The organism is Enterobacter cloacae complex sp. 385G4 (assembly GCF_057320665.1).
This window is the reverse complement of record NZ_JBXWDD010000003.1, coordinates 1-25,849: the sequence shown is the minus strand read 5'-3', so window position 1 is coordinate 25,849 and position 25,849 is coordinate 1. Positions and strand designations below refer to the sequence as shown.

Genomic DNA, 25,849 nt, shown 5'->3' with positions numbered 1-25,849 from the left:
TTTAAGAAAAAGACCCGTGTACAGAGAAAATGGCAGTTTTTAATGTTGCGGAGAAGAAATGGAAAGGAAAATTGCCACAGATACTATATGCCGGGTAAGCGACAGCGCCACCCGGCCATGCTTTAGGCGCGATCGACCGTAAAGGCAATCACATCGCCCAGCTGCTCGGCACCCAGCGCCAGCATGACCAGACGATCCACGCCCAGCGCCACGCCGGAGCAATCCGGCAGACCGGCCTTTAATGCTTCCAGCAAGTTAACATCAATCGGCTGCTGCGGCAGACCGCGCGCGGCGCGCTTACGGTTGTCCTGCTCGAAACGCTGCTGCTGTTCGCGCGCGTCGGTCAGCTCGTGGAAGCCGTTCGCCAGCTCGATGCCTTTGTAGTAAACCTCAAAACGCTCTGCCACACGGTGGTCTTCGGTGCTGATCTGCGCCAGTGACGCCTGGCTTGCCGGGAAGTGATAGACAAACGTCGGGCGATCTTTGCCAATCTGCGGTTCCACGCCGAAGGTGAACAGCAGCTGCAGCAGCGTGTCGCGATCCTCTTCGGTATCCGCCACGTTGCTCAGATCCAGTTTTGCCGCCACTTCACGCAGCTGAGCTTTGTCCGCCGACAGCGGATCGATTTCCAGATGGCGCTGGAAGGCCTGCTGATAGGAGAGCGTTTCGGCTTCAGAGCAGTCCAGTACCTGCTGCAGCAAATCGTCCACCTCATTCATCAGGCGGTACATATCATAGTGCGGGCGGTACCACTCCAGCATGGTGAATTCCGGGTTGTGGTGACGCCCCATTTCTTCATTACGGAAGCTGCGGCACAGCTGATACACCGGACCACACCCCGCCGCCAGCAGGCGCTTCATGTGATATTCCGGGCTGGTCATCAGATACAGATTCATGCCCTGGGAGTGGCCTGGGCCAACAAAACGGGTTTCAAACGGGACCAGATGAATATCCGTTACCGTTGCCTGACTCATGCACGGGGTTTCCACCTCCAGGACGCCGCGGTCGGCAAAGAAACGGCGGATCTCCGTCATAATTGCGGCGCGTTTTAACAGATTTGGGATGGATGCGCTCGGCTGCCAGGTGGCCGTTTCGCTCATGAGTTTTTCTCCGATTTCAGACAAGGGCACGAAGTCTACTCGTTAGCAGTGGCAGAGACAAATTTTGCGCAGTAAAAACGCGTATTTCATTTATGTGGATTATTCTGTGATGCAATTCATCAATCACGATGATAAATCACCGCACAGAACAGCAAAAAAATCGAACACGTCAAATTTCCCTCACAACTACGCGGTTATACTGTTATACCCATAAAGGAGCAGTGGAATCGCTTCCGCAATCGCCCGTTCGGGCAGGTGAACTTCCTTTAGTTCATCGCATTGCGGGAAAACAAAAATCTGGAGGAATGTCGTGCAAACTTTTCAAGCCGATCTTGCCGTAATAGGCGCTGGCGGGGCTGGATTACGCGCTGCAATTGCTGCGGCACAAGCCAACCCGAACGCTAGAATCGCATTGATTTCAAAAGTCTATCCGATGCGCAGCCACACGGTGGCAGCAGAAGGAGGATCCGCCGCCGTCGCGCAGGATCATGACAGCTTCGAATACCATTTCCACGACACGGTTGCAGGGGGCGACTGGCTTTGCGAACAGGATGTCGTTGACTACTTCGTGCACCATTGCCCAACGGAGATGACCCAGCTCGAGCAGTGGGGATGCCCGTGGAGCCGCCGTCCGGACGGCAGCGTCAACGTCCGCCGCTTCGGTGGCATGAAGATCGAACGTACCTGGTTCGCCGCCGATAAGACCGGCTTCCACATGCTGCACACCCTCTTCCAGACCTCCCTTCAGTTCCCACAAATTCAGCGCTTCGATGAACATTTTGTCCTCGACATTCTGGTCGACGACGGTCATGCACGTGGCCTGGTGGCGATGAATATGATGGAAGGCACGCTCGTCCAGATCCGCGCCAATGCGGTGGTGATGGCAACGGGCGGTGCGGGTCGCGTATATCGCTACAACACCAACGGCGGCATCGTCACCGGCGACGGGATGGGCATGGCGCTGAGCCACGGCGTGCCGCTGCGCGATATGGAGTTTGTGCAGTATCACCCAACCGGCCTGCCGGGCTCCGGTATTCTGATGACGGAAGGCTGCCGCGGTGAAGGCGGTATTCTGGTCAACAAAAACGGCTACCGTTATCTGCAGGATTACGGCATGGGCCCGGAAACCCCGCTCGGCGAGCCGAAGAACAAATACATGGAGCTCGGCCCGCGCGACAAAGTTTCTCAGGCCTTCTGGCACGAGTGGCGCAAGGGCAACACCATCTCAACGCCGCGCGGCGACGTGGTCTATCTCGACCTGCGTCACCTGGGCGAGAAGAAACTGCTGGAGCGTCTGCCGTTTATCTGCGAACTGGCAAAAGCCTACGTGGGCGTCGACCCGGTGAAAGAGCCGATACCGGTACGCCCAACCGCGCACTACACCATGGGCGGGATTGAAACCGACCAGCAGTGTGAAACCCGCATTAAAGGTCTGTTCGCCGTGGGCGAGTGTTCCTCCGTCGGCCTGCACGGCGCCAACCGTCTGGGCTCTAACTCGCTGGCAGAGCTGGTCGTCTTTGGCCGCATGGCGGGCGAGCGCGCCATGGAGCGTGCGGCGACCGCAGGCGAAGCAAACGGTGCGGCGCTGGATGCGCAGGTCACAGACGTTGAAAAACGCCTGAAGGATCTGGTGAACCAGGAAGGCAACGAGAACTGGTCGAAGATCCGCGACGAGATGGGCCTGTCGATGGAAGAAGGCTGCGGTATCTACCGTACGCCGGAACTGATGCAGAAAACCGTCGACAAGCTGGCGGAACTGCAGGAGCGCTTCAAGCGCGTGCGCATCACCGATACCTCCAGCGTCTTCAACACCGACCTGCTCTATACCATTGAGCTTGGCCACGGCCTGAACGTCGCGGAATGTATGGCGCACTCTGCGCTGGCGCGTAAAGAGTCTCGCGGCGCCCACCAGCGTCTGGACGAAGGCTGCACCGAACGTGACGACGTCAATTTCCTGAAACACACTCTCGCCTGGCGCGATGCGGATGGCACCACGCGTCTGGACTACAGCGACGTGAAAATCACCACGCTGCCACCGGCTAAACGCGTGTATGGCGCAGAAGCAGAAGCCGCCGAGAAGAAGGAGAAGGCGAATGGCTGAGATGCAAAAATTGAAAGTTGAAGTGGTGCGCTACAACCCGGAAGTGGATACCGCCCCCCACAGCGCTTTCTACGAAGTGCCTTATGACGAGCAAACCTCCCTCCTGGATGCGCTCGGCTATATCAAAGACAACCTGGCGCCGGACCTGAGCTACCGCTGGTCCTGCCGCATGGCGATCTGCGGCTCCTGCGGCATGATGGTCAACAAGGTGCCGAAGTTGGCCTGTAAAACCTTCCTGCGTGATTACACCAAAGGCATTAAGGTTGAAGCGCTGGGCAACTTCCCGATTGAGCGCGATCTGGTGGTCGATATGACCCACTTTATCGAAAGCCTGGAAGCGATTAAGCCGTACATCATCGGCAACCCGCGCACGCCGGACCAGGGTCCGAACACCCAGACGCCGGCGCAGATGGCGAAATACCATCAGTTCTCCGGCTGCATCAACTGCGGCCTGTGTTACGCCGCCTGTCCTCAGTTTGGCCTGAACCCGGAGTTCATCGGCCCGGCCGCCATTACCCTGGCGCACCGCTATAACGAAGACAGCCGCGACCACGGCAAAAAAGAACGTATGGCGCAGCTAAACGGCCAGAACGGCGTCTGGACCTGTACGTTTGTGGGCTACTGCTCTGAAGTCTGTCCGAAGCACGTCGACCCGGCCGCCGCAATTCAGCAGGGTAAAGTGGAAAGCTCGAAAGACTTTCTTATCGCTACCCTGAAACCACGCTAAGGAGTGCATGATGACGACTAAACGCAAAGCCTACGTGCGGCCTGTGCCGTCCACCTGGTGGAAAAACCTGCCGTTTTATCGCTTCTATATGCTGCGTGAAGGCACGGCGGTACCGGCGGTCTGGTTCAGCCTTGAGTTAATGTATGGCGTTTTTGCCCTTAAACACGGGCCAGAAACCTGGGCGAACTTTGTCGGTTTCCTGCAAAACCCAATCATCGTGGTTCTGAACCTGATCGCGCTCGCGGCGGCGCTACTTCATACCAAAACCTGGTTTGAACTGGCGCCAAAAGCGGCAAACATCATCATTAAAGACGAAAAAATGGGGCCGGAGCCAGTCATTAAAGGGCTATGGGCAGTGACGATCCTGGTCACGGTTGTCATTCTATTTGTCGCACTGTTCTGGTAAGGAGACTACTGTGATCAATCCAAATCCAAAACGTTCAGACGAGCCGGTCTTCTGGGGCCTGTTTGGCGCAGGCGGCATGTGGAGTGCCATCATCGCCCCGGTGATCATCTTGCTGGTCGGCATTATGCTGCCGCTGGGGCTGTTTCCGGGCGATGCGCTGAGCTACGAGCGCGTGCTGGCGTTTGCGAGCAGCTTTATTGGCCGCGTGTTCATCTTCCTGATGATCGTCCTGCCGCTGTGGTGCGGCCTGCACCGCATTCACCATGCGATGCATGACCTGAAAATCCATGTGCCGAGCGGTAAATGGGTGTTCTACGGGCTGGCAACCATCCTGACCGTGGTGACGCTGATTGCCGTTGTCACTATCTGACGCTTCTGGCCCGCCATCCGGCGGGCCTTTTATCTCTGCATCTTTCCCACCAGCCACTGGGCAAATTCACGCATTGCGGACGTTTCAGCCCGCGACTGCAGTCTCGTTAACCAGTAACTGCCCAGATCAATTTGCGTTGTAAACGGCTGCACGATGCGCTCGCTGTTCAGCAAATGGGTAAACATATCGACAGGCGCAATGGCAATGCCCATACCTGCCTGTGCGGCTTCCAGCATGGTGACAGACGAATCAAACACCATCACCCGGTGCGTTGGCGACGGAGGATGCTCGCCTGCCGCCTGCATCCACGCCGACCATTCGTCGCGTCGGTAAGAGCGCAGCAGGGTAAACTTCAGGATGTCGGCCGGAGACTGGAGCACGGCGGCGATTTCGGGCGAGCAAAGTGGCGCCAGCGGCGCAGGGCACAGGAATTGCGCCTCGGTGCCGTGCCACGCCCCACCGCCGTAGCGGATCGTATAATCAAGCCCTTCAGCAGCCGGATCGACGCGGTTGTTATGGGTGGAAAGGTGAAGATCGATATGCGGATAACAGCGGCGAAAGTCCGCGAGCTGAGAGAACAGGATACCCGTGGCGAAAGTTCCTACTACGCCAATTTTTAGCTTCTCCTGAGCGCGCTGGCTGGCAAAGCGATCCAGCATTCCGGCGATACGATCGAATGAATCATTCAGCACCGGCAGCAGATTTTCCCCCTCCGTGGTCAGCATCAGGCCGCGCGAGACGCGGACAAACAGCTGGCAATTCAGATGCTGCTCCAGCGCCTTAACGTGCTGGCTGATGGCGGAATGGGTGACGTTCAGCTCTATCGCTGCATGCGTAAAACTGAGGTGCCGGGCGGCCGCTTCGAAGGCGCGAAGCGAATTAAGCGGAAGATAGCTGCGGGTCATTGTTCCATCCGTTAGAAAAATTAACAGCTCATGTTAAATTTAACCGTTTGTCAGCCATAGTCAAATCCAACAGACTACAGCGGTCTGCCGGGCCCGGACACTCCCTTGACCTGCTATTATGGAAGATAATTGATGATGAAAAAATTCCTTTGCTGCGCCCTGCTGCTCAGCACATCCTGCTCTGTACTCGCCGCGCCGATGTCGGAAAAACAGCTGGCTGACGTGGTAGAACGCAACGTTACGCCCCTGATGAAAGCGCAGGGTATTCCAGGCATGGCGGTGGCCGTGATTTATCAGGGCCAGCCACACTACTTTACCTTTGGAAAGGCCGATATCGCGGCGAACAAACCCGTCACCCCGCAAACCCTGTTCGAGCTGGGCTCTATAAGTAAAACCTTCACCGGCGTGCTGGGGGGCGATGCCATTGCCCGCGGCGAAATTTCGCTGGGCGATCCGGTAACCAAATATTGGCCTGATCTGACCGGCAAGCAGTGGCAAGGGATTCGCATGCTGGATCTGGCAACCTACACCGCCGGTGGCCTGCCTTTACAGGTGCCCGATGAGGTCACAGATAACGCATCCCTGCTGCGCTTCTATCAAAACTGGCAGCCTCAGTGGAAGCCGGGCACAACGCGTCTTTACGCCAACTCCAGCATCGGTCTTTTTGGCGCGCTGGCGGTCAAACCTTCCGGCATGAGCTATGAGCAGGCCATGACGACGCGGGTCTTTAAGCCGCTCAAGCTGGATCATACCTGGATTAACGTTCCGAAAGCGGAGGAGACGCATTACGCCTGGGGATATCGTGACGGTAAAGCGGTCCACGTTTCACCGGGCATGCTGGATGCAGAGGCATATGGCGTGAAAACCAACGTGCAGGATATGGCGAGCTGGGTGATGGCCAATATGGCCCCTGACGCACTGCAGGATACGTCCCTGAAGCAAGGCATTACGCTGGCGCAGTCTCGCTACTGGCGCGTGGGTGCCATGTATCAGGGGTTAGGTTGGGAGATGCTTAACTGGCCGGTCGATGCCAAAACCGTCGTCGGAGGCAGTGATAACAAGGTGGCGCTGGCACCGTTGCCTGCGAGAGAAGTGAATCCACCCGTTCCCCCGGTTAAGGCCTCATGGGTGCACAAAACGGGCTCCACCGGCGGGTTTGGCAGCTACGTGGCCTTTATTCCTGAAAAGCAGCTCGGCATTGTGATGCTGGCGAATAAAAGCTATCCGAACCCGGCGCGAGTTGAGGCGGCATACCGTATCCTCGACGCGCTGCAGTAAAACATTGCCGGGTAGCGCTGCGCTTACCCGGCGAAACACACCGCACAAAAACCACATTTTCCTTGCCGTCATCTACACTTAACAAAAAACAGTAAGGAAACTCCTATGCGCATTTTGCCTGTTATCGCCGCGGTGACAGCCGCGTTTTTAGTGGTGGCCTGCAGTTCCCCTACCCCACCTCCTGGCGTTACCGTCGTCACGCCTTTTGATGCACAACGCTTCCTTGGAACATGGTATGAAATCGCGCGCCTCGACCATCGGTTTGAGCAGGGCTTAGAGAAGGTTACTGCTAATTACAGCCCAATGGATGATGGCGGTATTCAGGTGATCAACCGGGGCTATAATCCCGATCGTGAGATGTGGCAGCAGTCGGTCGGGAAAGCCTATTTCACTGGCGACCCGCGACGGGCCGCGCTCAAAGTCTCTTTCTTCGGCCCGTTTTATGGCGGCTATAACGTGATAGCGCTCGACAGAGAGTACCGTCACGCGCTGGTCTGCGGGCCGGATCGCGACTATCTGTGGATACTTTCCCGCACGCCAACTATTTCGTCAGAAATGAAACAGCAGATGCTGGACGTCGCGACCCGACAGGGGTTTGATGTGTCGAAACTTATTTGGGTAAAACAGCCCCGTTAATGGGTACTGAGCTTCAGCCCAATGATACCGGCAACAATCAGAGCGAGGCTGGCAATGCGCGCCAGGCTCGCTGACTCACCCAGCAGCAGAATGCCGGTAATCGCCGCGCCTACGGCACCGATCCCCGTCCAGACGGCATAGGCCGTTCCCACGGGCAGAGAACGCATTGCCCACGATAGCAGAACAATGCTCACGATCATCGCCGTAACGGTAATAACGCTGGGCGTCAGGCGGGTAAATCCGTGGGTGTACTTGAGACCAATCGCCCATACCACTTCGAGCAGACCAGCAATAAAGAGAATAATCCAGGACATCTCGGGCTCCTTAACTTAAAAACAGTTGGGGCCGTCCCCGATGAAGGAAGCGCTTACGGGTCGTCCCGCAAGGCAGATAACACCCCATATTTTGGTTAGCGTGTGATTTTTTTTCAATCATTTTCTGATGAACGCGTTAAGCCCAGAAATAGCCGCAGTATGGCGCGGAGTTCAGGCATTTATAGCTCATCGGACTTCTCTATGATGATGTGCTTTCTGATGGCAGGAAGCCAAACCACTAGCCGACTGCGAATAAAATATGTTCAAGATTCTTTTGATTGACCGTTGTCACTTCACCCGCACCGGGTTTGAAGCATGGCTCAATCATTCCGGTTTGTTCCCGGGGCACTACGTTGTGACCGGGCTGAACAATCTATTCCTCGCCAGAGAGCACATTCTGCAATGGAAACCTGAGCTGGTCATCGCTGACCTGCATGGTTTCAGGCAGGATATTCACCATTTCCAGCAACTCTCTTCTTTGCTGAACGCCAGCGAAAAATTACCTTTTATTATGCTGCAATCGGGAGAGGACAAGGACCTGGCGACCTGGCTCGGGAACTTCCCGGTCTGGTCTTCGCTAATGAAAAATGCCCCTCTTGAGGAAATCGCGACGGTTATCAATGACGCGTTAATTTCGCGCGCAAGCACGTACCGCCCGACGGTGGCCGCCCCCTTGCTGACACGACAGGAGGAGAAAGTGTTGACGTTATGGATGGACGGCGCGAGCAACCAAAAGATAGCCGCTCACCTGAGCATTAACGGAAAAACGGTTTATACCTATAAACGCAATATCCGCATGAAGCTGCATATGGATACACGCTTTTCACCGTTTTTATCCCTGCAGGAAGCAGAGAATTGACGGTACGGTGAAACTCACGTGCCGTACCGTCCATGCTTCATTAGTTCTGAGCTTTAGTTGCTGCACCAGAAATCGCGTTACCACCGTCGGAGATATCTTCCCCTACGCCGCGGGTGGTATTACATGCAGTCAACACGGAGGAAAGCACGAGGACAGAAAAGATCGCTGCAATTGTTTTCTTAACCATAATATCTTCCTTTTATAGCCAAAGTTGTTTTGTGTATAGCAACTTAAGAATAGACAAGATCCCGCCGATTGACGGAAAAGGAAGCAATTTTAGGAAAATTAGACGGACTTAGCTGGCTGCGTGAGAAATGATATGACCGAGGTCCTGGATATCTTCCCCCATGCCACGGGCGGTGTTACAGCCGGAAAGCAGTACGCTGGAGAGCGCTAACAGAAGCAGAATTTTAACGGTACGTTTCATCATCCCTGCCTGCAAAAATCAGGCGCAGCGGGCGCTGCGCCTCGAATCATGACGTAAATTACTTCACGCGGGATACGTATTCGCCGGAGCGAGTATCCACTTTGATCACTTCACCGATCTGTACGAACAGCGGTACTTTCACCACAGCGCCGGTGGAGAGCGTTGCTGGCTTGCCGCCAGTACCCGCGGTGTCACCTTTCAGACCTGGATCGGTTTCAACGATTTCCAGCTCAACAAAGTTTGGTGGGGTAACGGCGATAGGCTGGCCGTTCCACAGGGTCACGATGCACTCAGCCTGATCCAGCAGCCACTTCGCGTTATCGCCAATGGCTTTCGCGTCAGCAGACAGCTGCTCGAAGGTTTCGTTGTTCATGAAGTGCCAGAACTCACCGTCGTTGTACAGGTAAGTCAGGTTCATATCGACAACATCAGCGCCTTCAGCGGAGTCAGTAGATTTGAAGGTTTTCTCAACACGGGTACCGGTCAGCAGGCGGCGCAGCTTAACGCGTGCGAATGCCTGGCCTTTACCTGGTTTAACGAATTCGCTGGCTTCAACCGCGTACGGTTCGCCGTCCATCATGATTTTAAGACCAGCACGAAAATCGTTGCTATAGTACGTTGCCATAAGGCCCTCTAAATTTGTTAACTGGTAGCTAAGCCACAAAATGGCGCATATTGTAACCCTAAACACCCCATCCAGAGAAGATTGGTTATCGCAACTTGCCGATGTAATCACCAGTCCTGATGAATTGCTGCGTCTTTTAGACCTCGATCAGCATCCGGAGTTGCTTGCTGGCCGTGAGGCAAAGCGACTTTTCGCCCTGCGTGTTCCCCGCGCGTTTGTTGCGCGCATGGAAAAAGGCAACCCTGACGATCCTTTATTAAAACAAACCCTTACGTCGCAGGATGAGTTTATTACAGCGCCGGGCTACAGCACCGATCCGCTGGAAGAGCAAAACAGCGTGGTGCCGGGTTTACTGCACAAATATCTCAATCGCGCCCTGCTGCTGGTAAAAGGCGGCTGTGCGGTAAATTGTCGTTACTGCTTTCGTCGGCACTTCCCGTATGCCGAAAACCAGGGAAATAAGCGCAACTGGCAGGTTGCGCTGGACTATATCGCCGCCCATCCAGAGCTGGATGAGATTATTTTTTCCGGCGGTGACCCACTGATGGCAAAAGATCATGAACTGGACTGGCTTTTGACGCAGCTTGAAGCCATCCCGCACATCAAACGTCTGCGCATTCACAGCCGTTTACCGATTGTCATCCCGGCGCGTATTACCGACGCCCTGGTCACGCGCCTGGAGCAGTCCCGTCTACAGGTGCTGCTGGTAAACCATATCAACCACGCGAACGAGATCGACGATGAATTTCGCGCGGCGATGGCGCGTCTGCGTAAGGCGGGCGTGACGCTGCTCAACCAGAGCGTATTGTTGCGCGGCGTGAACGACAGTGCCCGGGTGCTGGCCGATCTCAGCAATGCCTTGTTTGACGCAGGCGTGATGCCCTATTACCTGCACGTGCTGGATCGCGTGCAGGGCGCGGCGCATTTCATGGTGACGGATGAGGAAGCCCGACAAATTATGCGCGAGCTGTTAACGCTGGTTTCAGGTTATATGGTGCCGAAGCTGGCACGCGAGATTGGCGGAGAGCCGAGTAAGACGCCGCTGGATTTGCAACTGCGGCAGCGCTAAAAGGCAGGTGGCGCTACGCTTACCTGCCCTACGAGGTGGGGCGCAGCGCCATCAGCAAGTAAACTCAGTTCGGGCACTTATAGACCTGGCCGCTCATCTGGCTGGCCGTTGGCACGAAGCTGGAGAGCATTCCTTGCGTCGGGCTGCTCACGCCGTAAATCACGTTCCCCCCCATTGCAGCAGCCTGGTTACGCAGGGCATTCGCCGCGCCGCGCATAGAGCCGCCCTCTTCACCGTGCTGACCCGACATCCAGTTACTTTGTTCACCGGTGGCCGTGCCTAACAGCTGGCATTCGCTGCCTGGCTTATCTTCCACAAAGCGAACGCCCTGGCCCGCTGCCGACAGTTCATTGCTGGAGCTACAACCCGCCAGCAGCAACGCTGCTCCTACGATCCCTGCACAGACTTTTACGCGCATGTTATTCCTCGTTTTCAATAAGCTGGACAGTAATTGTCCGTGTGTAAATCTTATACCTAAAAGATGACTAAAAGAAAAATCCCCGCGCATTTCTGCGAGCCGGATTCCGTACATCACTCCTCCGACATCTTAAATGAATTCTGATAATGCCCTTTGGGATATCGTGTTTTAGCCCTCGATCGTTTTTAGTGTTGCGACGTACAACTTTTGTACGCGATTAAAACAGGGGGTTTCATGAGTGCATCATCCTCAGGAGAGGAAAAGGTAACATGGGTGGGCTATCTGGCGTTTGTGCTCACCATCGTATTTTTCTCAGGCTTTTTCGCCAAAAGTACCGAATGGTGGCGCGTGCTGGATTTTACCGTCCTAAACGGCAGCTTCGGTCCGGTGAACGGCACGCTCACGTTTCGCGGTGAGGGCGGCACGGGGGCGAAAGACGGTTTCTTATTTGCCCTTGAACTGGCGCCTTCGGTCATTTTATCGCTCGGGATCATTGCCGTCACCGAGGGGCTGGGCGGGCTGCGTGCCGCGCAACAGCTGATGACGCCCATTTTGCGCCCGCTGCTTGGCGTACCGGGCGTCTGCTCTCTGGCCCTCATCGCCAACCTGCAAAATACCGATGCCGCAGCAGGGATGACCAAAGAGTTGACAGACGAAGGGGCTATTACCGATCGCGAGCGCGCCATTTTCGCCACCTTCCAGACCAGCGGTAGCGCCATCATTACCAACTATTTTTCTTCCGGCGCCGCACTCTTCACGTTTATTACCGTCCCGGTAATCACGCCGCTGGCCGTCATACTGATGTTTAAATTTGTTGGCGCGAACCTCCTGCGTCTGTGGATCGCTCGCATGGAAGATCGTCGTATTCAGGAGGAAAAAAATGATCGCCCAGCCGCGTAAAAATATCATGGACATGTTTATCGATGGCGCCCGCCGAGGCTTTACCATCGCCACTACCAGCCTGCTGCCGAACGTGGTTATGGCGTTTGTCATCATTCAGGCGCTCAAGGTGACCGGCCTGCTGGATATTGTTGGCAATATTTGCGAGCCAATTATGGCCCTGTGGGGGCTTCCGGGCGCGGCGGCAACGGTCCTGCTGGCCTCGGTGATGAGTATGGGCGGCGGCGTGGGGGTTTGCGCCAGCCTGGTGGCTGCCGGCACGCTCAACGGCCACGATGCCACCGTTCTGCTGCCCGCCATCTATCTGATGGGCAATCCGGTGCAAAACACCGGCCGCTGCCTGGGCACCGCAGGCGTTAACCCGAAGTATTATCCGCACATCATTACCGTCTGCGTCATTAACGCCCTGCTCTCAATGTGGGTAATGCAGCTACTCTTCTGAGGAGATAAAAATGGATTTTTCAGTGCTGGAACCCCATCTTTTCCGCAATGTGCACCTTTACGCGCCGGAGGATCAGGGACGTTGCGATCTGCTGATCGCCGGGGGAAAAATCGTCGCGATTGAAAAAACGGATCGCGCGGCAATGCAGCTTAGCTGTCCTGAAACCGATCTCGCCGGGGCGGTGGTTTGCCCGGGCTTTATCGATCAGCACGTACACCTGATCGGCGGCGGCGGTGAAGCCGGTCCGCACACCCGGACGCCGGAGGTACGGTTGTCCGCGCTGGTGGCGGCGGGCATCACCTCCGTAGTTGGCCTGCTGGGTACCGACGGCGTGACCCGCCATCCCGAATCTCTGCTGGCAAAAACGCGGGCGCTTGAGCATGAAGGGATCAGCGCGTGGATGCTGACAGGCGCATACGGGCTGCCTTCTCCGACGATTACCGGCAGCATCGAAAAGGATGTGGCGCTGATCGATAAAATCATCGGCGTGAAATGCTCGATTTCCGACCATCGCTCTTCCGCACCAGCGGATGACCAGCTCGCGAATATGGCCGCCCAGTCGCGCGTCGGCGGGCTGCTGGGCGCCAAAGCGGGCATATCCGTGTTTCACCTCGGCAACAGCCAGAAGCTGCTGGAGCCGCTGCTTAACATTCTGAAAAACGCCGACGTGCCCCGCACGAAGCTGCTGCCAACCCACGTTAACCGCGACCAGGCGCTGTTCCTCGCCGCGCTGGATTATGCCCGCGACGGGGGCTATATCGACATCACCACCAGCATCAGTGAGCCCATTGATGCCGCCACCGCCATCGCGACGGCCCGTGAATCGCAGGTGCCGTTTAACCGGCTTACGCTCAGCTCGGATGGTAACGGCAGCCAACCGAATTTTGACGCGAACGGTAATCTGGTGGGCATTGGCGTAGCCGGGTTCGAATCTCTGCCTCAGACGCTGCAGCAACTGGTCAGCCGGTATCACCTGCCGCTGGAGGAGGCGCTTCTGCCGTTTACGCGTAACGTAGCGGAGTTTCTCGGGCTGGAGCATAAGGGGCGGCTCGCGCCCGGATGCGATGCCGATTTCCTGGTGCTGACGGATGACCTGAAGATCCGCGAGGTCTGGGCGAAAGGCCGCCAGATGGTGCGCGAAGGCGCAGCATGCGTGAAGGGAACATTTGAGTAGCGGCAATAAAAAACCCCGGACATTTCTGCCCGGGGTTCGTTCTGAGAGGTTCAGAACAACATGATTACATCATGCCGCCCATTCCACCCATGCCGCCCATACCAGCAGCACCTAAGTCAGGCGCGTCGCCTTTTGGCAGGTCGGTTACCATGCACTCGGTAGTGATCATCAGGCCAGCTACAGATGCCGCGTACTGCAGAGCAGAACGGGTCACTTTAGTTGGGTCCAGGATACCGAAGTCGATCATGTTGCCGTATTCTTCAGTTGCCGCGTTGTAACCGTAGTTACCTTCACCCGCTTTCACGTTGTTCGCAACCACAGACGGCTCTTCACCGGCGTTGGAAACGATCTGACGCAGAGGAGCTTCCATTGCGCGCAGCGCAACTTTGATACCCACGTTCTGGTCTTCGTTCTGAGCGGTCAGGCCAGCCAGCTTAGCGGCTACACGCACCAGCGCGACACCACCACCAGCAACTACGCCTTCTTCTACCGCAGCACGGGTCGCGTGCAGGGCATCGTCAACGCGTGCTTTCTTCTCTTTCATTTCAACTTCGGTCGCCGCACCAACTTTGATTACCGCAACGCCGCCAGCCAGTTTCGCTACGCGCTCCTGCAGTTTTTCACGGTCGTAATCGGAAGTGGCTTCTTCGATCTGCTTACGGATCTGACCAACACGGCCCTGAATAGCGGCTTCTTCACCCACACCGTCGATGATGGTGGTGGTGTCTTTGTTGATCACAACGCGTTTCGCCTGGCCCAGGTCTTCCAGGGTCGCTTTTTCCAGCTCCATACCGATCTCTTCGGAGATCACGGTACCACCGGTCAGGGTAGCGATATCCTGCAGCATTGCTTTACGGCGATCGCCGAAGCCAGGTGCTTTAACCGCAGCCACTTTCACGATGCCACGCATGGTGTTAACCACCAGGGTCGCCAGCGCTTCGCCTTCAACATCTTCAGCGATGATAACCAGCGGCTTGCCTGCTTTCGCAACGGCTTCCAGCACTGGCAGCATTTCGCGGATGTTGGAGATTTTCTTGTCAGCCAGCAGGATGAACGGGCTTTCCAGCTCAACAGCGCCAGTTTCTGGCTTGTTGATGAAGTATGGGGACAGGTAACCGCGGTCGAACTGCATACCTTCAACCACGTCCAGTTCGTCTTCCAGACCGGTACCGTCTTCAACGGTGATCACGCCTTCTTTACCGACTTTATCCATCGCTTCAGCGATCAGTTTACCTACGGTTTCGTCGGAGTTAGCGGAGATAGTACCAACCTGAGCAATGGCTTTAGAGTCAGAGCACGGTACGGACAGCGCTTTCAGTTCTTCAACAGCGGATGCGACAGCTTTGTCGATACCACGTTTCAGATCCATTGGGTTCATGCCCGCAGCAACGGCTTTCAGGCCTTCAGTGATGATAGCCTGCGCCAGTACGGTCGCGGTGGTGGTACCGTCGCCTGCAGCGTCGTTCGCTTTAGAGGCAACTTCTTTCACCATCTGCGCGCCCATGTTTTCGAACTTGTCTTCCAGCTCGATTTCACGTGCAACGGAAACACCATCTTTGGTGATGGTTGGCGCGCCGAAGGATTTATCCAGCACTACGTTACGGCCTTTCGGGCCCAGGGTCACTTTAACTGCATCTGCCAGTACGTTTACGCCGCGGAGCATTTTTACACGAGCGTCGTTACCGAATTTTACGTCTTTAGCTGCCATGTTCTTATTTCCTCAAATTCTCGTGCGTAAATTACGCTTCAACAATTGCCAGAATGTCGCTCTCGGACATGATCAACACTTCTTCATTGTCGATCTTCTCGGATTTCACGCCGTAGCCATCGTTGAAAATTACGATGTCACCAACTTTAACGTCCAGTGGCTGCACAGTTCCGTTTTCCAGGATGCGGCCCTTACCGACAGCGATGATTTCGCCACGCGTTGATTTGGCTGCTGCAGAACCGGTCAGAACGATGCCGCCAGCAGACTTGGTTTCAACTTCTTTACGTTTGACGATCACACGATCATGTAACGGACGAATACTCATTGATAGCTCTCCTTTGAGAAAGTCATTATCAGTTATGGATGACGCCGGCCCGCATGCGGTTTTCCGACTAGTGCCCTGAGAGATGGGGATAGCTTTTTACCCCTTCAAGGGGGAATCGAAAAAAAATTTGCGAAAGTGTTACCATCCACTCTCTTTTGATGGTGGCAGGGCAAGGTAAATGAGTGGACTCAGGCAGGAGCTGGGGCTGGCGCAGGGCGTTGGCCTGCTTTCAACCTCCTTGTTAGGTACCGGCGTGTTTGCCGTACCGGCACTGGCAGCGCTGGTCGCCGGAAATAACAGTCTTTGGGCATGGCCGGTGCTGATCCTGCTGGTGTTCCCGGTGGCGATTGTGTTTGCCATACTCGGGCGGCACTTCCCCAGCGCGGGCGGCGTGGCGCATTTTGTCGGCATGGCGTTTGGTCCGCGCATGGAGCGCGTAACCGGCTGGCTGTTTTTGTCGGTAATACCCGTTGGCCTTCCGGCAGCCCTGCATATCGCCACCGGCTTTGGACAGGCGCTGTTTGGCTGGCACGATGAGCAACTGCTGCTGGCTGAGCTGGGTACGCTGGCGATCGTCTGGTGGGTGGGCTCGCGCGGAGCCAGTTCAAGCGCGAATCTGCAAACGCTGGTTGCAGCGTTGATCGTCGTGCTGATCGTCGCCATCTGGTTTGCGGGTAACATTACCGTAGCAGATATCCCCTTCCCTGCGATAAACGATATCGACCATTCACAGCTTTTCGCTGCGTTATCCGTCATGTTCTGGTGTTTTGTTGGCCTTGAAGCGTTCGCTCACCTGGCATCCGAGTTTAAACAGCCCGAGCGTGATTTTCCCCGCGCTCTGATGATTGGTTTACTGCTGGCGGGCACCGTATATTGGGCCTGTACCGTGCTGGTGCTGCACTTCAACGCGTTCGGCGAAGATAAAGCCGCCGCCGCATCGCTACCGGGTATCGTGGTTAAACTTTTCGGCGTGAAGGCGCTATGGGTGGCCTGTGTGATTGGCTATCTCGCCTGCTTTGCCAGCCTCAACATTTATATCCAGAGCTTCGCCCGTCTGGTGTGGTCACAGGCGCGCTACAAACCTGAGAGCCGCCTCGCGCGGTTGTCTAAACGTCAACTCCCTATGAATGCGCTGAATGCCGTGCTGGGCTGCTGCGTCCTGAGCTCGCTGGGTATTTATCTTCTCGACATCAACCTCGATGCTCTAATTATCTACGCCAACGGTATTTTCATCATGATCTACCTGCTGTGCATGCTGGCGGGCTGTCGTCTGCTGAAAGGTCGCTATAAAGCCCTGGCGGTCGTCGGGGGCGTGCTGTGCCTGCTGTTGCTGGCGATGGTGGGATGGAAGAGTGTGTATGCCATCGTCATGCTGGCGGGGCTGTGGGCGTTTTTACCGAAGCGGAAAAATCCCTAGGCCCGGTAAGCGAAGCCACCGGGCAAAAAAATTATCGATCGTCTTTATGATCTAAACGGTCGCGCTGTTCATCCTTGCGCTGATACTCCCCTTCGAAGGTATCGCCTGGCCCTGTGCTGAACCCGCCGCCCGGCATGCGGCTGAAGCGCAGGTGCGGCAGCAGCTTCATGGTCAGGTGCTTCTGCACCGGCGGCAACAGCAACAGCAGGCCGAGGAAGTCGGTGAAGAACCCCGGCAGGATCAGCAGCAGGCCAGCAATAATCAGCGACACGCTTTTGATCATCTCTTCTGCCGGGCTTTCGCCTGCGGCCATCTTCTGCTGCATTATCAGGAAATTTTTGAAACCCTGATTACGCACCAGCGACATGCCGATGACGGAGGTGAAGATCACCAGAATCAGCGTCAACAGGACGCCCAGCACGTGAGCTACCTGAATGAAAATAGAAATCTCAATGTAAACATAGAGAAAGAAAGCTATAAACGGTATCCAGCGCACTGGCATCTCCTGTGTGGCAGGGGCCATCTGGCCCCTGTCTGAATGTGTTCGCGTCACGCGTCTGTAAGAGATGGAGACGGTTAGCCAAAATTCAATCGGTTTGCACGGATATTTTTTTCGGAAATATTAAAGCGGTGACACATTTCACAGATTAATAATTATCATGGAATCGGGTCGATAATAAGTGATCCAGCTTACGGCAATTCGCTATCATCAGCATATGATCTCGAACATCTGGCCGATTGAGGGAATAATCGTCGGTCAGAAAATATTCAAAACCACATATATGTTGTGTGTTTAGTACAATCCATCGGCAGCTTGAAAAGAAGGTTCACATGTTAAACAACATTCGTATCGAAGAAGACTTGTTGGGTACCAGGGAAGTTCCAGCGGATGCCTACTATGGTGTTCACACTCTGAGAGCGATTGAAAACTTCTACATCAGCAACAGCAAAATCAGCGATATCCCTGAGTTTGTCCGTGGCATGGTGATGGTGAAGAAAGCCGCAGCGCTGGCGAACAAAGAGCTGCAAACCATTCCTAAAAGCGCGGCAAATGCGATTATCGCTGCCTGCGATGAAGTGCTGAACAACGGCAAATGCATGGACCAGTTCCCGGTTGACGTCTATCAGGGCGGCGCGGGTACCTCCGTCAACATGAATACCAACGAAGTACTGGCAAACATCGGTCTGGAGCTGATGGGCCACCAGAAAGGTGAATACCAGTACCTCAACCCGAACGACCACGTTAACAAATGCCAGTCCACCAACGACGCCTACCCAACCGGCTTCCGTATCGCGGTGTATACCTCCGTGGTCAAACTGGTCGACGCGATCAACCAGCTGGGCGATGGCTTCCAGCGTAAGGCCGTTGAGTTCCAGGACATTCTGAAAATGGGCCGTACCCAGCTGCAGGACGCGGTGCCAATGACCCTCGGTCAGGAATTCCACGCGTTTAACGTGCTGCTGAACGAAGAGACCAAAAACCTGCTGCGCACCTCCGAGCTGCTGCTGGAAGTGAACCTGGGTGCCACCGCCATCGGTACGCGTCTGAACACCCCGGATGGCTATCAGCAGCTGGCGGTTCAGAAGCTGGCGGAAGTGTCTAACCTGCCGGTGGTGCCTGCGGAAGACCTGATTGAAGCCACATCCGACTGCGGCGCGTATGTAATGGTACACAGCGCCCTGAAACGTCTGGCGGTGAAACTGTCCAAAATCTGTAATGACCTGCGCCTGCTTTCCTCCGGCCCGCGCGCTGGCCTGAACGAAATCAACCTGCCAGAGTTGCAGGCCGGATCGTCCATTATGCCAGCCAAAGTTAACCCGGTAGTGCCAGAAGTGGTGAACCAGGTTTGCTTCAAAGTCATCGGTAACGACACCACCGTGACCATGGCTTCCGAAGCCGGTCAGCTGCAGCTGAACGTGATGGAGCCGGTGATTGGCCAGGCGATGTTTGAATCCATTCACATCCTGACTAATGCCTGTTACAACCTGCTGGAAAAATGCATTAACGGCATCACCGCGAATAAAGAAGTCTGTGAAGGCTATGTTTATAACTCCATCGGGATCGTTACTTACCTCAACCCGTTCATCGGCCACCACAACGGTGACATCGTTGGTAAGATTTGCGCCGAAACCGGTAAGAGCGTGCGTGAAGTCGTGCTGGAGCGTGGACTGTTGACCGAAGCCGAGCTGGACGATATCTTCTCGGCCCAGAACCTGATGCATCCGGCATATAAAGCAAAACGATATACCGATGAAAGCGAACAGTAACAGTTCAGGCTAGGCTTCCGAAAGGCACGTCACTTGTGACGTGCCTTTTTTCTTTTTAGGCGTTACCTAAATACAACAATTCAATATCAACTTGTTAATAAGCAAGGCAGGTCTTTATGTTTGGAGCAGAACTCGTCATCGTCCTGTTGGCGATTTATTTGGGCGCGCGGCTCGGGGGTATCGGCATTGGTTTTGCCGGCGGTCTCGGGGTGCTCGTACTTACCCTTATCTTTCAGATTAAACCCGGCGCAATCCCTTTTGACGTTATCGAAATCATCATGGCGGTTATTGCCGCTATTGCGGCCATGCAGGTGGCAGGCGGTATGGACTACCTGGTGAGCCTGGCGGAGCGCATGCTGCGCCGCCATCCGAAATACATCACCTTCCTTGCCCCGCTGGTGACCTGGTTTATGACCATTCTCGCGGGAACCGGCCACACGGCGTTCTCCACGCTGCCGGTGATCACCGAGGTGGCAAAAGAACAGGGGATTCGCCCGTCTCGTCCGCTTTCTATTGCCGTGGTGGCGTCGCAGATTGCGATCACCGCGTCGCCAATCTCAGCCGCCGTAGTCTTCTTCGCGGGTATCCTTGAGCCGATGGGCGTGAGCTACCTGACGCTGCTGGCGATCTGTATTCCAGTCACGCTGATTGCGGTGATGATTACCGCCGTGCTGTGTAACTTCCTCGGTGCCGAGCTGAAAGACGATCCGGTTTACCAGGAGCGTCTGGCAAAAGGTGAAGTGAGCCTGCGCGGTAGCCAGGTCTTCGAGCTGAAGCCGCACGCGAAACGCTCCGTGCTGCTGTTCCTGATCGGTATCGTCGCCGTGATGTTCTACGCGACCGCCATCAGCGACACCGTGGGGCTGATCCAGAACCCGGTGCTGCCGCGTAACGAAGCGATTGTGGTATTCATGCTGACCATCGCCACGCTGATTAGCATCACCTGTAAAATCGACACCAGCGAAGTGCTGAACGCCAGCACCTTCAAATCCGGTATGAGCGCCTGCGTGTGCGTACTGGGCGTGGCGTGGCTCGGTGACACCTTCGTGAAAGCGCACATCAGCGACATCCAGACCGTTGCCGGCGACCTGCTGCACAACTACCCGTGGCTGCTGGCGGTGGTACTGTTCTTTGCCGCGACGCTGCTTTACTCTCAGGCTGCCACCACCAAAGCGCTGATGCCTGCGGCACTGATGCTGGGCGTGACGCCGCTGACGGCGATTGCGTCTTTTGCGGCGGTTTCTGCGCTGTTCGTTCTGCCAACCTACCCAACCCTGCTGGCCGCGGTTGAGATGGACGATACCGGCTCAACCCGCATCGGTAAGTACGTGTTTAACCACGCGTTCCTGATCCCGGGCGTGGTGGCGATTACGCTTTGCGTCGTCCTCGGCTTTATCATCGGTGGCATTGTGCTGTAAACGGTTAGCGGTTGTAAAAATAGTTAAAATCGGGCCGCTCTGCGGCCCGTTTCATTAATGACCAATCGCATGGCGTGATATAGTGAAGACTTTCGTGATGAGGAGGTCGACTTGTGAACACGCCTGATGCTGTTGTCGTACTGTGTACCGCCCCTGATGAAGCCTCTGCCCAGGATCTCGCCGCCAAAGCGCTGGCCGAAAAACTGGCAGCCTGCGTCACGCTGCTCCCCGGCGCGACCTCCCTCTATTACTGGGAAGGCAAGCTGGAGCAGGAGTATGAAGTCCAGATGTTGCTCAAAACCAATCTGGCGAATCAGCAGGCGCTCCTTGACTGCCTCAAGTCTCATCATCCTTATCAAACCCCGGAGCTGCTGGTGCTGCCAGTGGTCCACGGCGATAACGACTATCTCTCATGGCTCAACGCTTCTTTACGCTGATCCTGCTGCTGTGCAGCACGTCAGTATTTGCCGGGTTGTTTGACGCGCCCGGCCGTTCGAACTTTATTCCCGCCGACCAGGCGTTCATTTTCGACTTTCAGCAAAACCAGCACGATCTCAATCTGACCTGGCAGGTGAAAGAGGGTTACTACCTCTACCGCAAGCAGGTCAGCATCATGCCGGCAAAGGCTAACGTTGGCGCATTGCAGATGCCCGCTGGCGAATGGCATGAGGACGAGTTCTACGGTAAAAGTGAAATTTATCGCCAGCGCTTAAGCGTGCCCGTTACGGTGAATCAGGCGGATAAAGATGCCACGCTGACGGTTACGTATCAGGGCTGTGCCGACGCGGGCTTCTGCTACCCCCCTGAAACGAAGGTCGTTCCGCTTACTGAAGTTAAAGCGGCTGCCTCCCCTCTCCCCTCAGGCGAGAGGGACAGGGTGAGGGATGAAGGCGAAGCCAAAGCTGCTTCCGATCTGCCGTTCTCAGCACTTTGGGCCTTACTGATTGGTATCGGCATTGCCTTTACCCCTTGTGTCCTGCCGATGTACCCGCTTATCTCCGGGATTGTTCTGGGCGGCAAACAGCGTCTTTCTACCGCCCGGGCGCTGCTCCTGGCCTTTATTTATGTGCAGGGCATGGCGCTCACCTATACCGCGCTCGGCCTCGTGGTCGCCGCGGCCGGACTGCAGTTCCAGGCAGCCCTCCAGCACCCTTACGTGCTAATCGGCCTGTCAGCCGTATTTATTCTGCTGGCGCTGTCGATGTTTGGCCTGTTCACGCTTCAGTTGCCCTCTTCGCTGCAAACCCGCTTAACGCTGATGAGCAATCGCCAGCAGGGTGGCTCTGCGGGCGGCGTGTTCGCAATGGGCGCCATCGCCGGGTTGATTTGTTCCCCCTGCACTACAGCACCGCTGAGCGCTATCCTGCTGTACATCGCCCAGAGCGGTAATATGTGGCTCGGCGGGGGTACGCTGTATCTTTACGCGCTGGGGATGGGCCTGCCGCTGATTCTGGTGACGGTGTTTGGCAACCGCCTGCTGCCGAAGAGCGGCCCGTGGATGGAGACGTTGAAAACCGCGTTCGGCTTTGTCATCCTGGCGCTCCCGGTGTTCCTGCTGGAGCGCATCATGGGTGACGAGTGGGGTTTGCGCCTGTGGGCCATGCTCGGCGTGGCGTTCTTCTCCTGGGCGTTTATCGTCAGCCTGGGGGCAAAAAAAGCGTGGATGCGTCTGGTGCAAATTCTCCTGCTCGCCGCCGCGTTGGTGAGCGTGCGCCCGCTTCAGGATTGGGCGTTCGGCTCGCCTGTGGGCCAGACGCAGGCACATTTAAACTTTATACACGTTAAGAACGTCGATGAGCTCAACAGCGCGCTGGCGCAGGCAAAAGGCAAACCGGTGATGCTCGACCTCTATGCCGACTGGTGTGTTGCCTGCAAAGAGTTTGAAAAATACACCTTTAGCGATCCTCTGGTGCAAAATGCCCTGAAAGAGACGGTACTCCTTCAGGCAAACGTCACAGCCAACAATGCGCAGGATAAGGCCCTGCTTAAACACCTTACCGTACTCGGGCTACCAACCATTCTGTTCTTCAATGAGCAGGGGGAAGAGCTGCCAGAACAGCGTGTAACCGGGTTTATGGACGCACCGGCATTCAGCGCGCATTTGCGCAATCGCCAACCGTAAACAACACTTTAGACGGGACATACCGTTGGGAATAGCGGAGGAGATAACCGTGCAACGCGAAGACGTACTGGGACAAGCCCTGCAACTACTTGAGATTCAAGGGATCGCCAGCACCACGCTTGAGATGGTAGCCGACCGTATCGATTACCCTCTGGATGATCTTAAGCGCTTCTGGCCGGATAAAGAGGCGCTGCTTTATGATGCCCTACGCTATCTTAGCCAGCAGGTGGATATCTGGCGCAGGCAGCTAATGTTGAATGAAGAGCTGACCGCCGAGCAAAAACTGTTAGCGCGCTACACCGCCCTGACAGAGTGCGTCAGCAACAATCGTTATCCAGGCTGCCTGTTTATTGCTGCCTGTACGTTTTATCCCGATCCTGGCCATCCAATACACCAGTTGGCGGATCAGCAAAAACGTGCGGCGCATGACTTCACCCACGAACTGCTGACAACGCTTGAAGTGGATGACCCGGCAATGGTCGCTAAGCAGATGGAGCTCGTACTGGAGGGTTGCCTGAGCCGCATGCTGGTGAACCGTAGCCAGGCCGATGTGGATACGGCGCACCGCCTGGCGGAAGACATTCTGCGCTTTGCCCAGTGTCGTATGGGCGGGGCATTAACCTAGACCAGCATGCCCGCCCAGGCGGAGACGAGCAAACATAGCGCCATCAGGCGCTGAAACCGCACCATCGCCACGGTGGTGCGAAACACTCGGTTTACCGCCTTCCCCAGCCACGCCCAGCACATCAGGCACATCACAGAAATCAGTAAGAACCATAGCGCCATCAGCGCAATATCTCTTAACGGATGAATGCTCGCGGGAGCAAAAAGACTCACTACTGCCAGCGCCATCATCCACGTTTTCGGATTCACCATCTGCAGCAGCGCTGCGGCTTGCGCGGTAAAGCGATGAGGCGCCTTCTCAGAGAGATTCGCCGCAGGCGCCCGATACAGTTGCCAGCTCATCCAGGTTAGCCACAGCACGCCCGCCCAACTCATTGCCTGGCGTATCAGAGGAAACTGACGCAGCACCTCCCCGGCGCCGGCACCCGATATCAGCACAATCAGACTCGCCGTAATACATCCCCCCAAAATGGCGGGAATGGTATTTTTCACACCAAAGTACTGGCTGTTAGTGAGAACGAGGATATTCGTCGGGCCGGGCGTTATCGACGCGACAAAGGCAAACAGCAGATAAGGCATCAGACTCACAGATGGCTCCTTTTTTGTTAGAGCCATTACTGTGCCGCTATTATCTGGAAGCGTCTGGAAGGTTTGTGCACAACCGGCGGTAGTGGGCAGGGGAAATGCGGTATGCACGCTGGAACCAGCGTCCCAGATGGCTTTGGTCGGCAAAACCGAGCGCTGTAGCCACATTAACAGGCTGTTCGCCGTGCGCCAGCAGCTGTCGCGCCTTTGCCAGACGCAGCTGAATAAGCCAGGCGTGCGGTGCCAGGTTGAACTCGCGCTTAAAACAGCGCGTCAGCGTAAAACGATCCGTGCCCGTCTCGCGCGCAAGGTCTGACAACCCCACGTTCTCGCCGATATGCGCATAAAGATAGTCGCGTGCGCGGTGCGCCACGGCAGCGCTCTGTAGCTGCGACGGGAGTTTCTTACGCCAGTGGCAATGGGAGGTGATCTGAGAGAGCAGCTTATCCATTGTGCTCTGCTGAACAATTTTCATCTCATCGCTATGCAATGCGTTAAACGTCTCGCCGATAGAACGGACCAGCTGAGGTTCTCGCGTTAGCGTTTGAGCAAAGTGAAGCGAGTAGCGATCCGGCGTGGCTTCATATAATCCACGGAGGGTACGCGTCAGCCACTGCTCGTCAAGATAGAAGGTGAGATAGGTAAAGCCTCCTTCCACAGGCGCGTCGCCGTCGTGAATTTCGCCCGGCTCCAGTAAGAACGCATCACCAGGATGGCTGCGGTGGCGTTCGCGACGACAGTGGAACTGCTGGGTGCCTGAAAGGGTAATCCCGACCAGATAACTATCGTGCCAGTGGGGATCGAAGGCATGGCCTTCGAAGTGCGCTTTAATCGTTTCAATGCCGGTATCCGCATGCTGACGGAGCTCAAGCCAGTCGTTTGCCATACTGCCCTCCTGTTGTCATCAGCATTGCTGCACGGCCCGGTATTGTCTGGAAGATTTGTGCATTTTCATGGTGAAAACGTACAGATTGCCGCAAACTTAAGCAGTTGAACAGCTTTTCCTGAAATAATGTTGACGATAAGGCGCGATTGCGGTTTAATGCGCTCCGTTGCCCGGATAGCTCAGTCGGTAGAGCAGGGGATTGAAAATCCCCGTGTCCTTGGTTCGATTCCGAGTCCGGGCACCACTATTTAAAGAACCCAGCCTATGGCTGGGTTTTTGCTTTTCTGCGTTTATCAAAACCTTACCTTATTTTTACTCCTGTATCTCTTCCCGGTAAGATCATGCGGTTAGCATTTCCCGGTGGCGCTGCGCTTACCGGGCCTGCAAAACCTATAGCCGGATAAGGCGAAGCCGCCACCCGGTATTTTCCGGCGCACAAAGCAAAAAACCCCGCACCTTACGGTACGGGGTTCTTCTTGATTGATGCCTGGCAGTTCCCTACTCTCACATGGGGAGACCCCACACTACCATCGGCGCTACGGCGTTTCACTTCTGAGTTCGGCATGGGGTCAGGTGGGACCACCGCGCTAAAGCCGCCAGGCAAATTCTGTTAATCTGTATCAGGCTGAAAATCGTCTCTCACCGCCAAAACACCTTCGGCGTTGTAAGGTTAAGCCTCACGGTTCATTAGTACCGGTTAGCTCAACGCATCGCTGCGCTTACACACCCGGCCTATCAACGTCGT

Annotated in this window: 29 protein-coding genes, 1 tRNA gene and 2 rRNA genes; 18 read left to right on the top strand and 14 right to left on the bottom strand. The window is 55.7% G+C overall.

Annotation, left to right across the window (positions count from 1 at the left end; translation table 11 throughout):
• Positions 1-122: 122 nt before the first annotated feature.
• Positions 123-1,100, bottom strand: coding sequence for an elongation factor P--(R)-beta-lysine ligase (gene epmA, locus AC2FAJ_RS10615; RefSeq protein ID WP_041911493.1), 978 nt, complete (start codon positions 1,098-1,100; stop codon positions 123-125).
• Positions 1,101-1,410: 310 nt separating this feature from the next.
• On the opposite strand from epmA, the gene frdA reads away from it, so the two are divergent.
• The 4 genes from frdA to frdD are packed head-to-tail and all read left to right on the top strand — an operon-like array spanning position 1,411 to position 4,704.
• On the top strand, positions 1,411-3,201 hold the full coding sequence (gene frdA, locus AC2FAJ_RS10610) for a fumarate reductase (quinol) flavoprotein subunit (protein WP_060573537.1): 1,791 nt from the start codon (positions 1,411-1,413) through the stop codon (positions 3,199-3,201).
• A complete protein-coding gene (locus AC2FAJ_RS10605; RefSeq protein WP_041911494.1) occupies positions 3,194-3,928 on the top strand; it encodes a succinate dehydrogenase/fumarate reductase iron-sulfur subunit in 735 nt (244 codons plus the stop codon). Before frdA ends, AC2FAJ_RS10605 begins: the two co-directional genes overlap by 8 nt.
• Positions 3,929-3,938: 10 nt before the next feature.
• Positions 3,939-4,334 (top strand): fumarate reductase subunit FrdC, encoded by a 396-nt coding sequence (frdC, locus tag AC2FAJ_RS10600; protein ID WP_028015239.1) that lies wholly within the window; start codon positions 3,939-3,941, stop codon positions 4,332-4,334.
• Between the two features lie 10 nt (positions 4,335-4,344).
• Positions 4,345-4,704: a fumarate reductase subunit FrdD gene (gene frdD / locus AC2FAJ_RS10595; protein ID WP_000609653.1), complete on the top strand. Its 360-nt coding sequence runs from the start codon at positions 4,345-4,347 to the stop codon at positions 4,702-4,704.
• Positions 4,705-4,733: 29 nt separating this feature from the next.
• Here frdD and ampR read toward each other — a convergent pair whose 3' ends face one another.
• On the bottom strand, positions 4,734-5,609 hold the full coding sequence (ampR, locus tag AC2FAJ_RS10590) for a LysR family transcriptional regulator AmpR (protein ID WP_041911495.1): 876 nt from the start codon (positions 5,607-5,609) through the stop codon (positions 4,734-4,736).
• Positions 5,610-5,741: 132 nt separating this feature from the next.
• Between ampR and blaACT the strand changes: the two genes are divergently transcribed.
• Both blaACT and AC2FAJ_RS10580 read left to right on the top strand, forming a co-directional pair.
• Positions 5,742-6,887, top strand: a complete 1,146-nt coding sequence (gene blaACT, locus AC2FAJ_RS10585) for an ACT family cephalosporin-hydrolyzing class C beta-lactamase (RefSeq protein ID WP_224066186.1) — start codon at positions 5,742-5,744, stop codon at positions 6,885-6,887.
• A 105-nt stretch (positions 6,888-6,992) separates the two neighbouring features.
• A complete protein-coding gene (locus tag AC2FAJ_RS10580; RefSeq protein WP_028015236.1) occupies positions 6,993-7,523 on the top strand; it encodes a lipocalin family protein in 531 nt (176 codons plus the stop codon).
• Here AC2FAJ_RS10580 and sugE read toward each other — a convergent pair.
• Entirely contained in the window at positions 7,520-7,837 is a 318-nt protein-coding gene (gene sugE, locus AC2FAJ_RS10575) for a quaternary ammonium compound efflux SMR transporter SugE (protein ID WP_006178944.1), read from the bottom strand. The two genes, AC2FAJ_RS10580 and sugE, sit on opposite strands and share 4 nt — an antisense overlap.
• A 259-nt stretch (positions 7,838-8,096) precedes the next feature.
• On the opposite strand from sugE, the gene AC2FAJ_RS10570 reads away from it, so the two are divergent.
• A complete protein-coding gene (locus AC2FAJ_RS10570) occupies positions 8,097-8,696 on the top strand; it encodes a helix-turn-helix transcriptional regulator (protein WP_041911497.1) in 600 nt (199 codons plus the stop codon).
• A gap of 40 nt (positions 8,697-8,736) precedes the next feature.
• Here AC2FAJ_RS10570 and ecnB read toward each other — a convergent pair whose 3' ends face one another.
• The 3 genes from ecnB to efp all read right to left on the bottom strand — a co-directional run bounded on the left by ecnB (position 8,737) and on the right by efp (position 9,748).
• Positions 8,737-8,883: a lipoprotein toxin entericidin B gene (gene ecnB / locus AC2FAJ_RS10565; protein ID WP_003855942.1), complete on the bottom strand. Its 147-nt coding sequence runs from the start codon at positions 8,881-8,883 to the stop codon at positions 8,737-8,739.
• Between the two features lie 108 nt (positions 8,884-8,991).
• Complete coding sequence (locus AC2FAJ_RS10560) at positions 8,992-9,123, bottom strand: entericidin A/B family lipoprotein (RefSeq protein ID WP_028015234.1); 132 nt, start codon at positions 9,121-9,123, stop codon at positions 8,992-8,994.
• Between the two features lie 58 nt (positions 9,124-9,181).
• Complete coding sequence (gene efp / locus AC2FAJ_RS10555) at positions 9,182-9,748, bottom strand: elongation factor P (RefSeq protein WP_003855940.1); 567 nt, start codon at positions 9,746-9,748, stop codon at positions 9,182-9,184.
• A gap of 40 nt (positions 9,749-9,788) precedes the next feature.
• On the opposite strand from efp, the gene epmB reads away from it, so the two are divergent.
• The gene (epmB, locus tag AC2FAJ_RS10550; protein ID WP_028015233.1) at positions 9,789-10,817 is read left to right on the top strand and encodes an EF-P beta-lysylation protein EpmB; all 1,029 of its coding nucleotides are present in this window, start codon (positions 9,789-9,791) and stop codon (positions 10,815-10,817) included.
• A 64-nt stretch (positions 10,818-10,881) separates the two neighbouring features.
• Here the strand turns inward: epmB and AC2FAJ_RS10545 are convergent, their stop codons facing one another.
• Positions 10,882-11,235: a DUF4156 domain-containing protein gene (locus AC2FAJ_RS10545; protein WP_014882205.1), complete on the bottom strand. Its 354-nt coding sequence runs from the start codon at positions 11,233-11,235 to the stop codon at positions 10,882-10,884.
• Positions 11,236-11,469: 234 nt separating this feature from the next.
• Between AC2FAJ_RS10545 and AC2FAJ_RS10540 the strand changes: the two genes are divergently transcribed.
• From AC2FAJ_RS10540 to iadA, 3 genes are read left to right on the top strand one after another with little or no spacing between them, the layout of a single operon-like run.
• Positions 11,470-12,135, top strand: a complete 666-nt coding sequence (locus tag AC2FAJ_RS10540) for a nucleoside recognition domain-containing protein (protein ID WP_041911498.1) — start codon at positions 11,470-11,472, stop codon at positions 12,133-12,135.
• A complete protein-coding gene (locus tag AC2FAJ_RS10535) occupies positions 12,116-12,577 on the top strand; it encodes a YjiG family protein (RefSeq protein WP_028015231.1) in 462 nt (153 codons plus the stop codon). Before AC2FAJ_RS10540 ends, AC2FAJ_RS10535 begins: the two co-directional genes overlap by 20 nt.
• Positions 12,578-12,587: 10 nt before the next feature.
• A complete protein-coding gene (gene iadA / locus AC2FAJ_RS10530; protein WP_485454116.1) occupies positions 12,588-13,751 on the top strand; it encodes a beta-aspartyl-peptidase in 1,164 nt (387 codons plus the stop codon).
• Positions 13,752-13,815: 64 nt separating this feature from the next.
• Here the strand turns inward: iadA and groL are convergent, their stop codons facing one another.
• Positions 13,816-15,459 carry a chaperonin GroEL gene (groL, locus tag AC2FAJ_RS10525; RefSeq protein WP_023310114.1) on the bottom strand — a complete coding sequence of 548 codons (1,644 nt, stop codon included), beginning with the start codon at positions 15,457-15,459 and terminating at the stop codon, positions 13,816-13,818.
• A gap of 31 nt (positions 15,460-15,490) precedes the next feature.
• Entirely contained in the window at positions 15,491-15,784 is a 294-nt protein-coding gene (locus AC2FAJ_RS10520) for a co-chaperone GroES (RefSeq protein ID WP_003855929.1), read from the bottom strand.
• A 178-nt stretch (positions 15,785-15,962) separates the two neighbouring features.
• On the opposite strand from AC2FAJ_RS10520, the gene yjeH reads away from it, so the two are divergent.
• Complete coding sequence (gene yjeH / locus AC2FAJ_RS10515) at positions 15,963-17,201, top strand: L-methionine/branched-chain amino acid transporter (RefSeq protein WP_028015229.1); 1,239 nt, start codon at positions 15,963-15,965, stop codon at positions 17,199-17,201.
• A 31-nt stretch (positions 17,202-17,232) separates the two neighbouring features.
• Here the strand turns inward: yjeH and AC2FAJ_RS10510 are convergent, their stop codons facing one another.
• A complete protein-coding gene (locus AC2FAJ_RS10510) occupies positions 17,233-17,697 on the bottom strand; it encodes an FxsA family protein (RefSeq protein WP_028015228.1) in 465 nt (154 codons plus the stop codon).
• A gap of 335 nt (positions 17,698-18,032) precedes the next feature.
• On the opposite strand from AC2FAJ_RS10510, the gene aspA reads away from it, so the two are divergent.
• The 5 genes from aspA to AC2FAJ_RS10485 all read left to right on the top strand — a co-directional run bounded on the left by aspA (position 18,033) and on the right by AC2FAJ_RS10485 (position 23,634).
• On the top strand, positions 18,033-19,469 hold the full coding sequence (aspA, locus tag AC2FAJ_RS10505; protein ID WP_047364122.1) for an aspartate ammonia-lyase: 1,437 nt from the start codon (positions 18,033-18,035) through the stop codon (positions 19,467-19,469).
• A gap of 116 nt (positions 19,470-19,585) precedes the next feature.
• A complete protein-coding gene (locus AC2FAJ_RS10500; protein ID WP_008502949.1) occupies positions 19,586-20,887 on the top strand; it encodes an anaerobic C4-dicarboxylate transporter in 1,302 nt (433 codons plus the stop codon).
• Positions 20,888-21,000: 113 nt separating this feature from the next.
• Positions 21,001-21,324 carry a divalent cation tolerance protein CutA gene (gene cutA / locus AC2FAJ_RS10495; protein ID WP_028015227.1) on the top strand — a complete coding sequence of 108 codons (324 nt, stop codon included), beginning with the start codon at positions 21,001-21,003 and terminating at the stop codon, positions 21,322-21,324.
• The gene (locus AC2FAJ_RS10490; RefSeq protein WP_485454115.1) at positions 21,300-23,009 is read left to right on the top strand and encodes a protein-disulfide reductase DsbD; all 1,710 of its coding nucleotides are present in this window, start codon (positions 21,300-21,302) and stop codon (positions 23,007-23,009) included. Before cutA ends, AC2FAJ_RS10490 begins: the two co-directional genes overlap by 25 nt.
• A 49-nt stretch (positions 23,010-23,058) precedes the next feature.
• A complete protein-coding gene (locus tag AC2FAJ_RS10485) occupies positions 23,059-23,634 on the top strand; it encodes a transcriptional regulator (RefSeq protein ID WP_045631277.1) in 576 nt (191 codons plus the stop codon).
• On the opposite strand, the gene AC2FAJ_RS10480 is transcribed toward AC2FAJ_RS10485, so the two are convergent.
• The gene (locus tag AC2FAJ_RS10480; protein ID WP_045631278.1) at positions 23,631-24,221 is read right to left on the bottom strand and encodes a LysE family translocator; all 591 of its coding nucleotides are present in this window, start codon (positions 24,219-24,221) and stop codon (positions 23,631-23,633) included. The genes AC2FAJ_RS10485 and AC2FAJ_RS10480 overlap by 4 nt on opposite strands.
• Before the next feature lie 40 nt (positions 24,222-24,261).
• Positions 24,262-25,104, bottom strand: a complete 843-nt coding sequence (locus AC2FAJ_RS10475; protein WP_045631279.1) for an AraC family transcriptional regulator — start codon at positions 25,102-25,104, stop codon at positions 24,262-24,264.
• 168 nt (positions 25,105-25,272) lie between these two features.
• Between AC2FAJ_RS10475 and AC2FAJ_RS10470 the strand changes: the two genes are divergently transcribed.
• Positions 25,273-25,348, top strand: a tRNA-Phe gene (locus AC2FAJ_RS10470).
• 241 nt (positions 25,349-25,589) lie between these two features.
• Here the strand turns inward: AC2FAJ_RS10470 and rrf are convergent.
• Together rrf and AC2FAJ_RS10460 are read right to left on the bottom strand one after the other, a co-directional pair.
• Positions 25,590-25,705 (bottom strand): 5S ribosomal RNA (gene rrf, locus AC2FAJ_RS10465).
• A gap of 65 nt (positions 25,706-25,770) precedes the next feature.
• Positions 25,771-25,849, bottom strand: a 23S ribosomal RNA gene (locus tag AC2FAJ_RS10460); the annotation flags it as partial.

What these genes read in the sequence shown, in the direction of transcription:
- epmA (WP_041911493.1), bottom strand. Translation starts at nt 1,100, where the DNA reads ATGAGCGAAACGGCCACCTGGCAGCCGAGCGCATCCATCCCAAATCTG.
- AC2FAJ_RS10605 (WP_041911494.1), top strand. Translation starts at nt 3,194, where the DNA reads ATGGCTGAGATGCAAAAATTGAAAGTTGAAGTGGTGCGCTACAACCCG.
- frdC (WP_028015239.1), top strand. Translation starts at nt 3,939, where the DNA reads ATGACGACTAAACGCAAAGCCTACGTGCGGCCTGTGCCGTCCACCTGG.
- ampR (WP_041911495.1), bottom strand. Translation starts at nt 5,609, where the DNA reads ATGACCCGCAGCTATCTTCCGCTTAATTCGCTTCGCGCCTTCGAAGCG.
- blaACT (WP_224066186.1), top strand. Translation starts at nt 5,742, where the DNA reads ATGATGAAAAAATTCCTTTGCTGCGCCCTGCTGCTCAGCACATCCTGC.
- AC2FAJ_RS10580 (WP_028015236.1), top strand. Translation starts at nt 6,993, where the DNA reads ATGCGCATTTTGCCTGTTATCGCCGCGGTGACAGCCGCGTTTTTAGTG.
- sugE (WP_006178944.1), bottom strand. Translation starts at nt 7,837, where the DNA reads ATGTCCTGGATTATTCTCTTTATTGCTGGTCTGCTCGAAGTGGTATGG.
- AC2FAJ_RS10570 (WP_041911497.1), top strand. Translation starts at nt 8,097, where the DNA reads ATGTTCAAGATTCTTTTGATTGACCGTTGTCACTTCACCCGCACCGGG.
- ecnB (WP_003855942.1), bottom strand. Translation starts at nt 8,883, where the DNA reads ATGGTTAAGAAAACAATTGCAGCGATCTTTTCTGTCCTCGTGCTTTCC.
- AC2FAJ_RS10560 (WP_028015234.1), bottom strand. Translation starts at nt 9,123, where the DNA reads ATGAAACGTACCGTTAAAATTCTGCTTCTGTTAGCGCTCTCCAGCGTA.
- efp (WP_003855940.1), bottom strand. Translation starts at nt 9,748, where the DNA reads ATGGCAACGTACTATAGCAACGATTTTCGTGCTGGTCTTAAAATCATG.
- epmB (WP_028015233.1), top strand. Translation starts at nt 9,789, where the DNA reads ATGGCGCATATTGTAACCCTAAACACCCCATCCAGAGAAGATTGGTTA.
- AC2FAJ_RS10545 (WP_014882205.1), bottom strand. Translation starts at nt 11,235, where the DNA reads ATGCGCGTAAAAGTCTGTGCAGGGATCGTAGGAGCAGCGTTGCTGCTG.
- AC2FAJ_RS10540 (WP_041911498.1), top strand. Translation starts at nt 11,470, where the DNA reads ATGAGTGCATCATCCTCAGGAGAGGAAAAGGTAACATGGGTGGGCTAT.
- AC2FAJ_RS10535 (WP_028015231.1), top strand. Translation starts at nt 12,116, where the DNA reads ATGATCGCCCAGCCGCGTAAAAATATCATGGACATGTTTATCGATGGC.
- iadA (WP_485454116.1), top strand. Translation starts at nt 12,588, where the DNA reads ATGGATTTTTCAGTGCTGGAACCCCATCTTTTCCGCAATGTGCACCTT.
- groL (WP_023310114.1), bottom strand. Translation starts at nt 15,459, where the DNA reads ATGGCAGCTAAAGACGTAAAATTCGGTAACGACGCTCGTGTAAAAATG.
- AC2FAJ_RS10520 (WP_003855929.1), bottom strand. Translation starts at nt 15,784, where the DNA reads ATGAGTATTCGTCCGTTACATGATCGTGTGATCGTCAAACGTAAAGAA.
- yjeH (WP_028015229.1), top strand. Translation starts at nt 15,963, where the DNA reads ATGAGTGGACTCAGGCAGGAGCTGGGGCTGGCGCAGGGCGTTGGCCTG.
- aspA (WP_047364122.1), top strand. Translation starts at nt 18,033, where the DNA reads ATGTTAAACAACATTCGTATCGAAGAAGACTTGTTGGGTACCAGGGAA.
- AC2FAJ_RS10500 (WP_008502949.1), top strand. Translation starts at nt 19,586, where the DNA reads ATGTTTGGAGCAGAACTCGTCATCGTCCTGTTGGCGATTTATTTGGGC.
- AC2FAJ_RS10490 (WP_485454115.1), top strand. Translation starts at nt 21,300, where the DNA reads ATGGCTCAACGCTTCTTTACGCTGATCCTGCTGCTGTGCAGCACGTCA.
- AC2FAJ_RS10475 (WP_045631279.1), bottom strand. Translation starts at nt 25,104, where the DNA reads ATGGCAAACGACTGGCTTGAGCTCCGTCAGCATGCGGATACCGGCATT.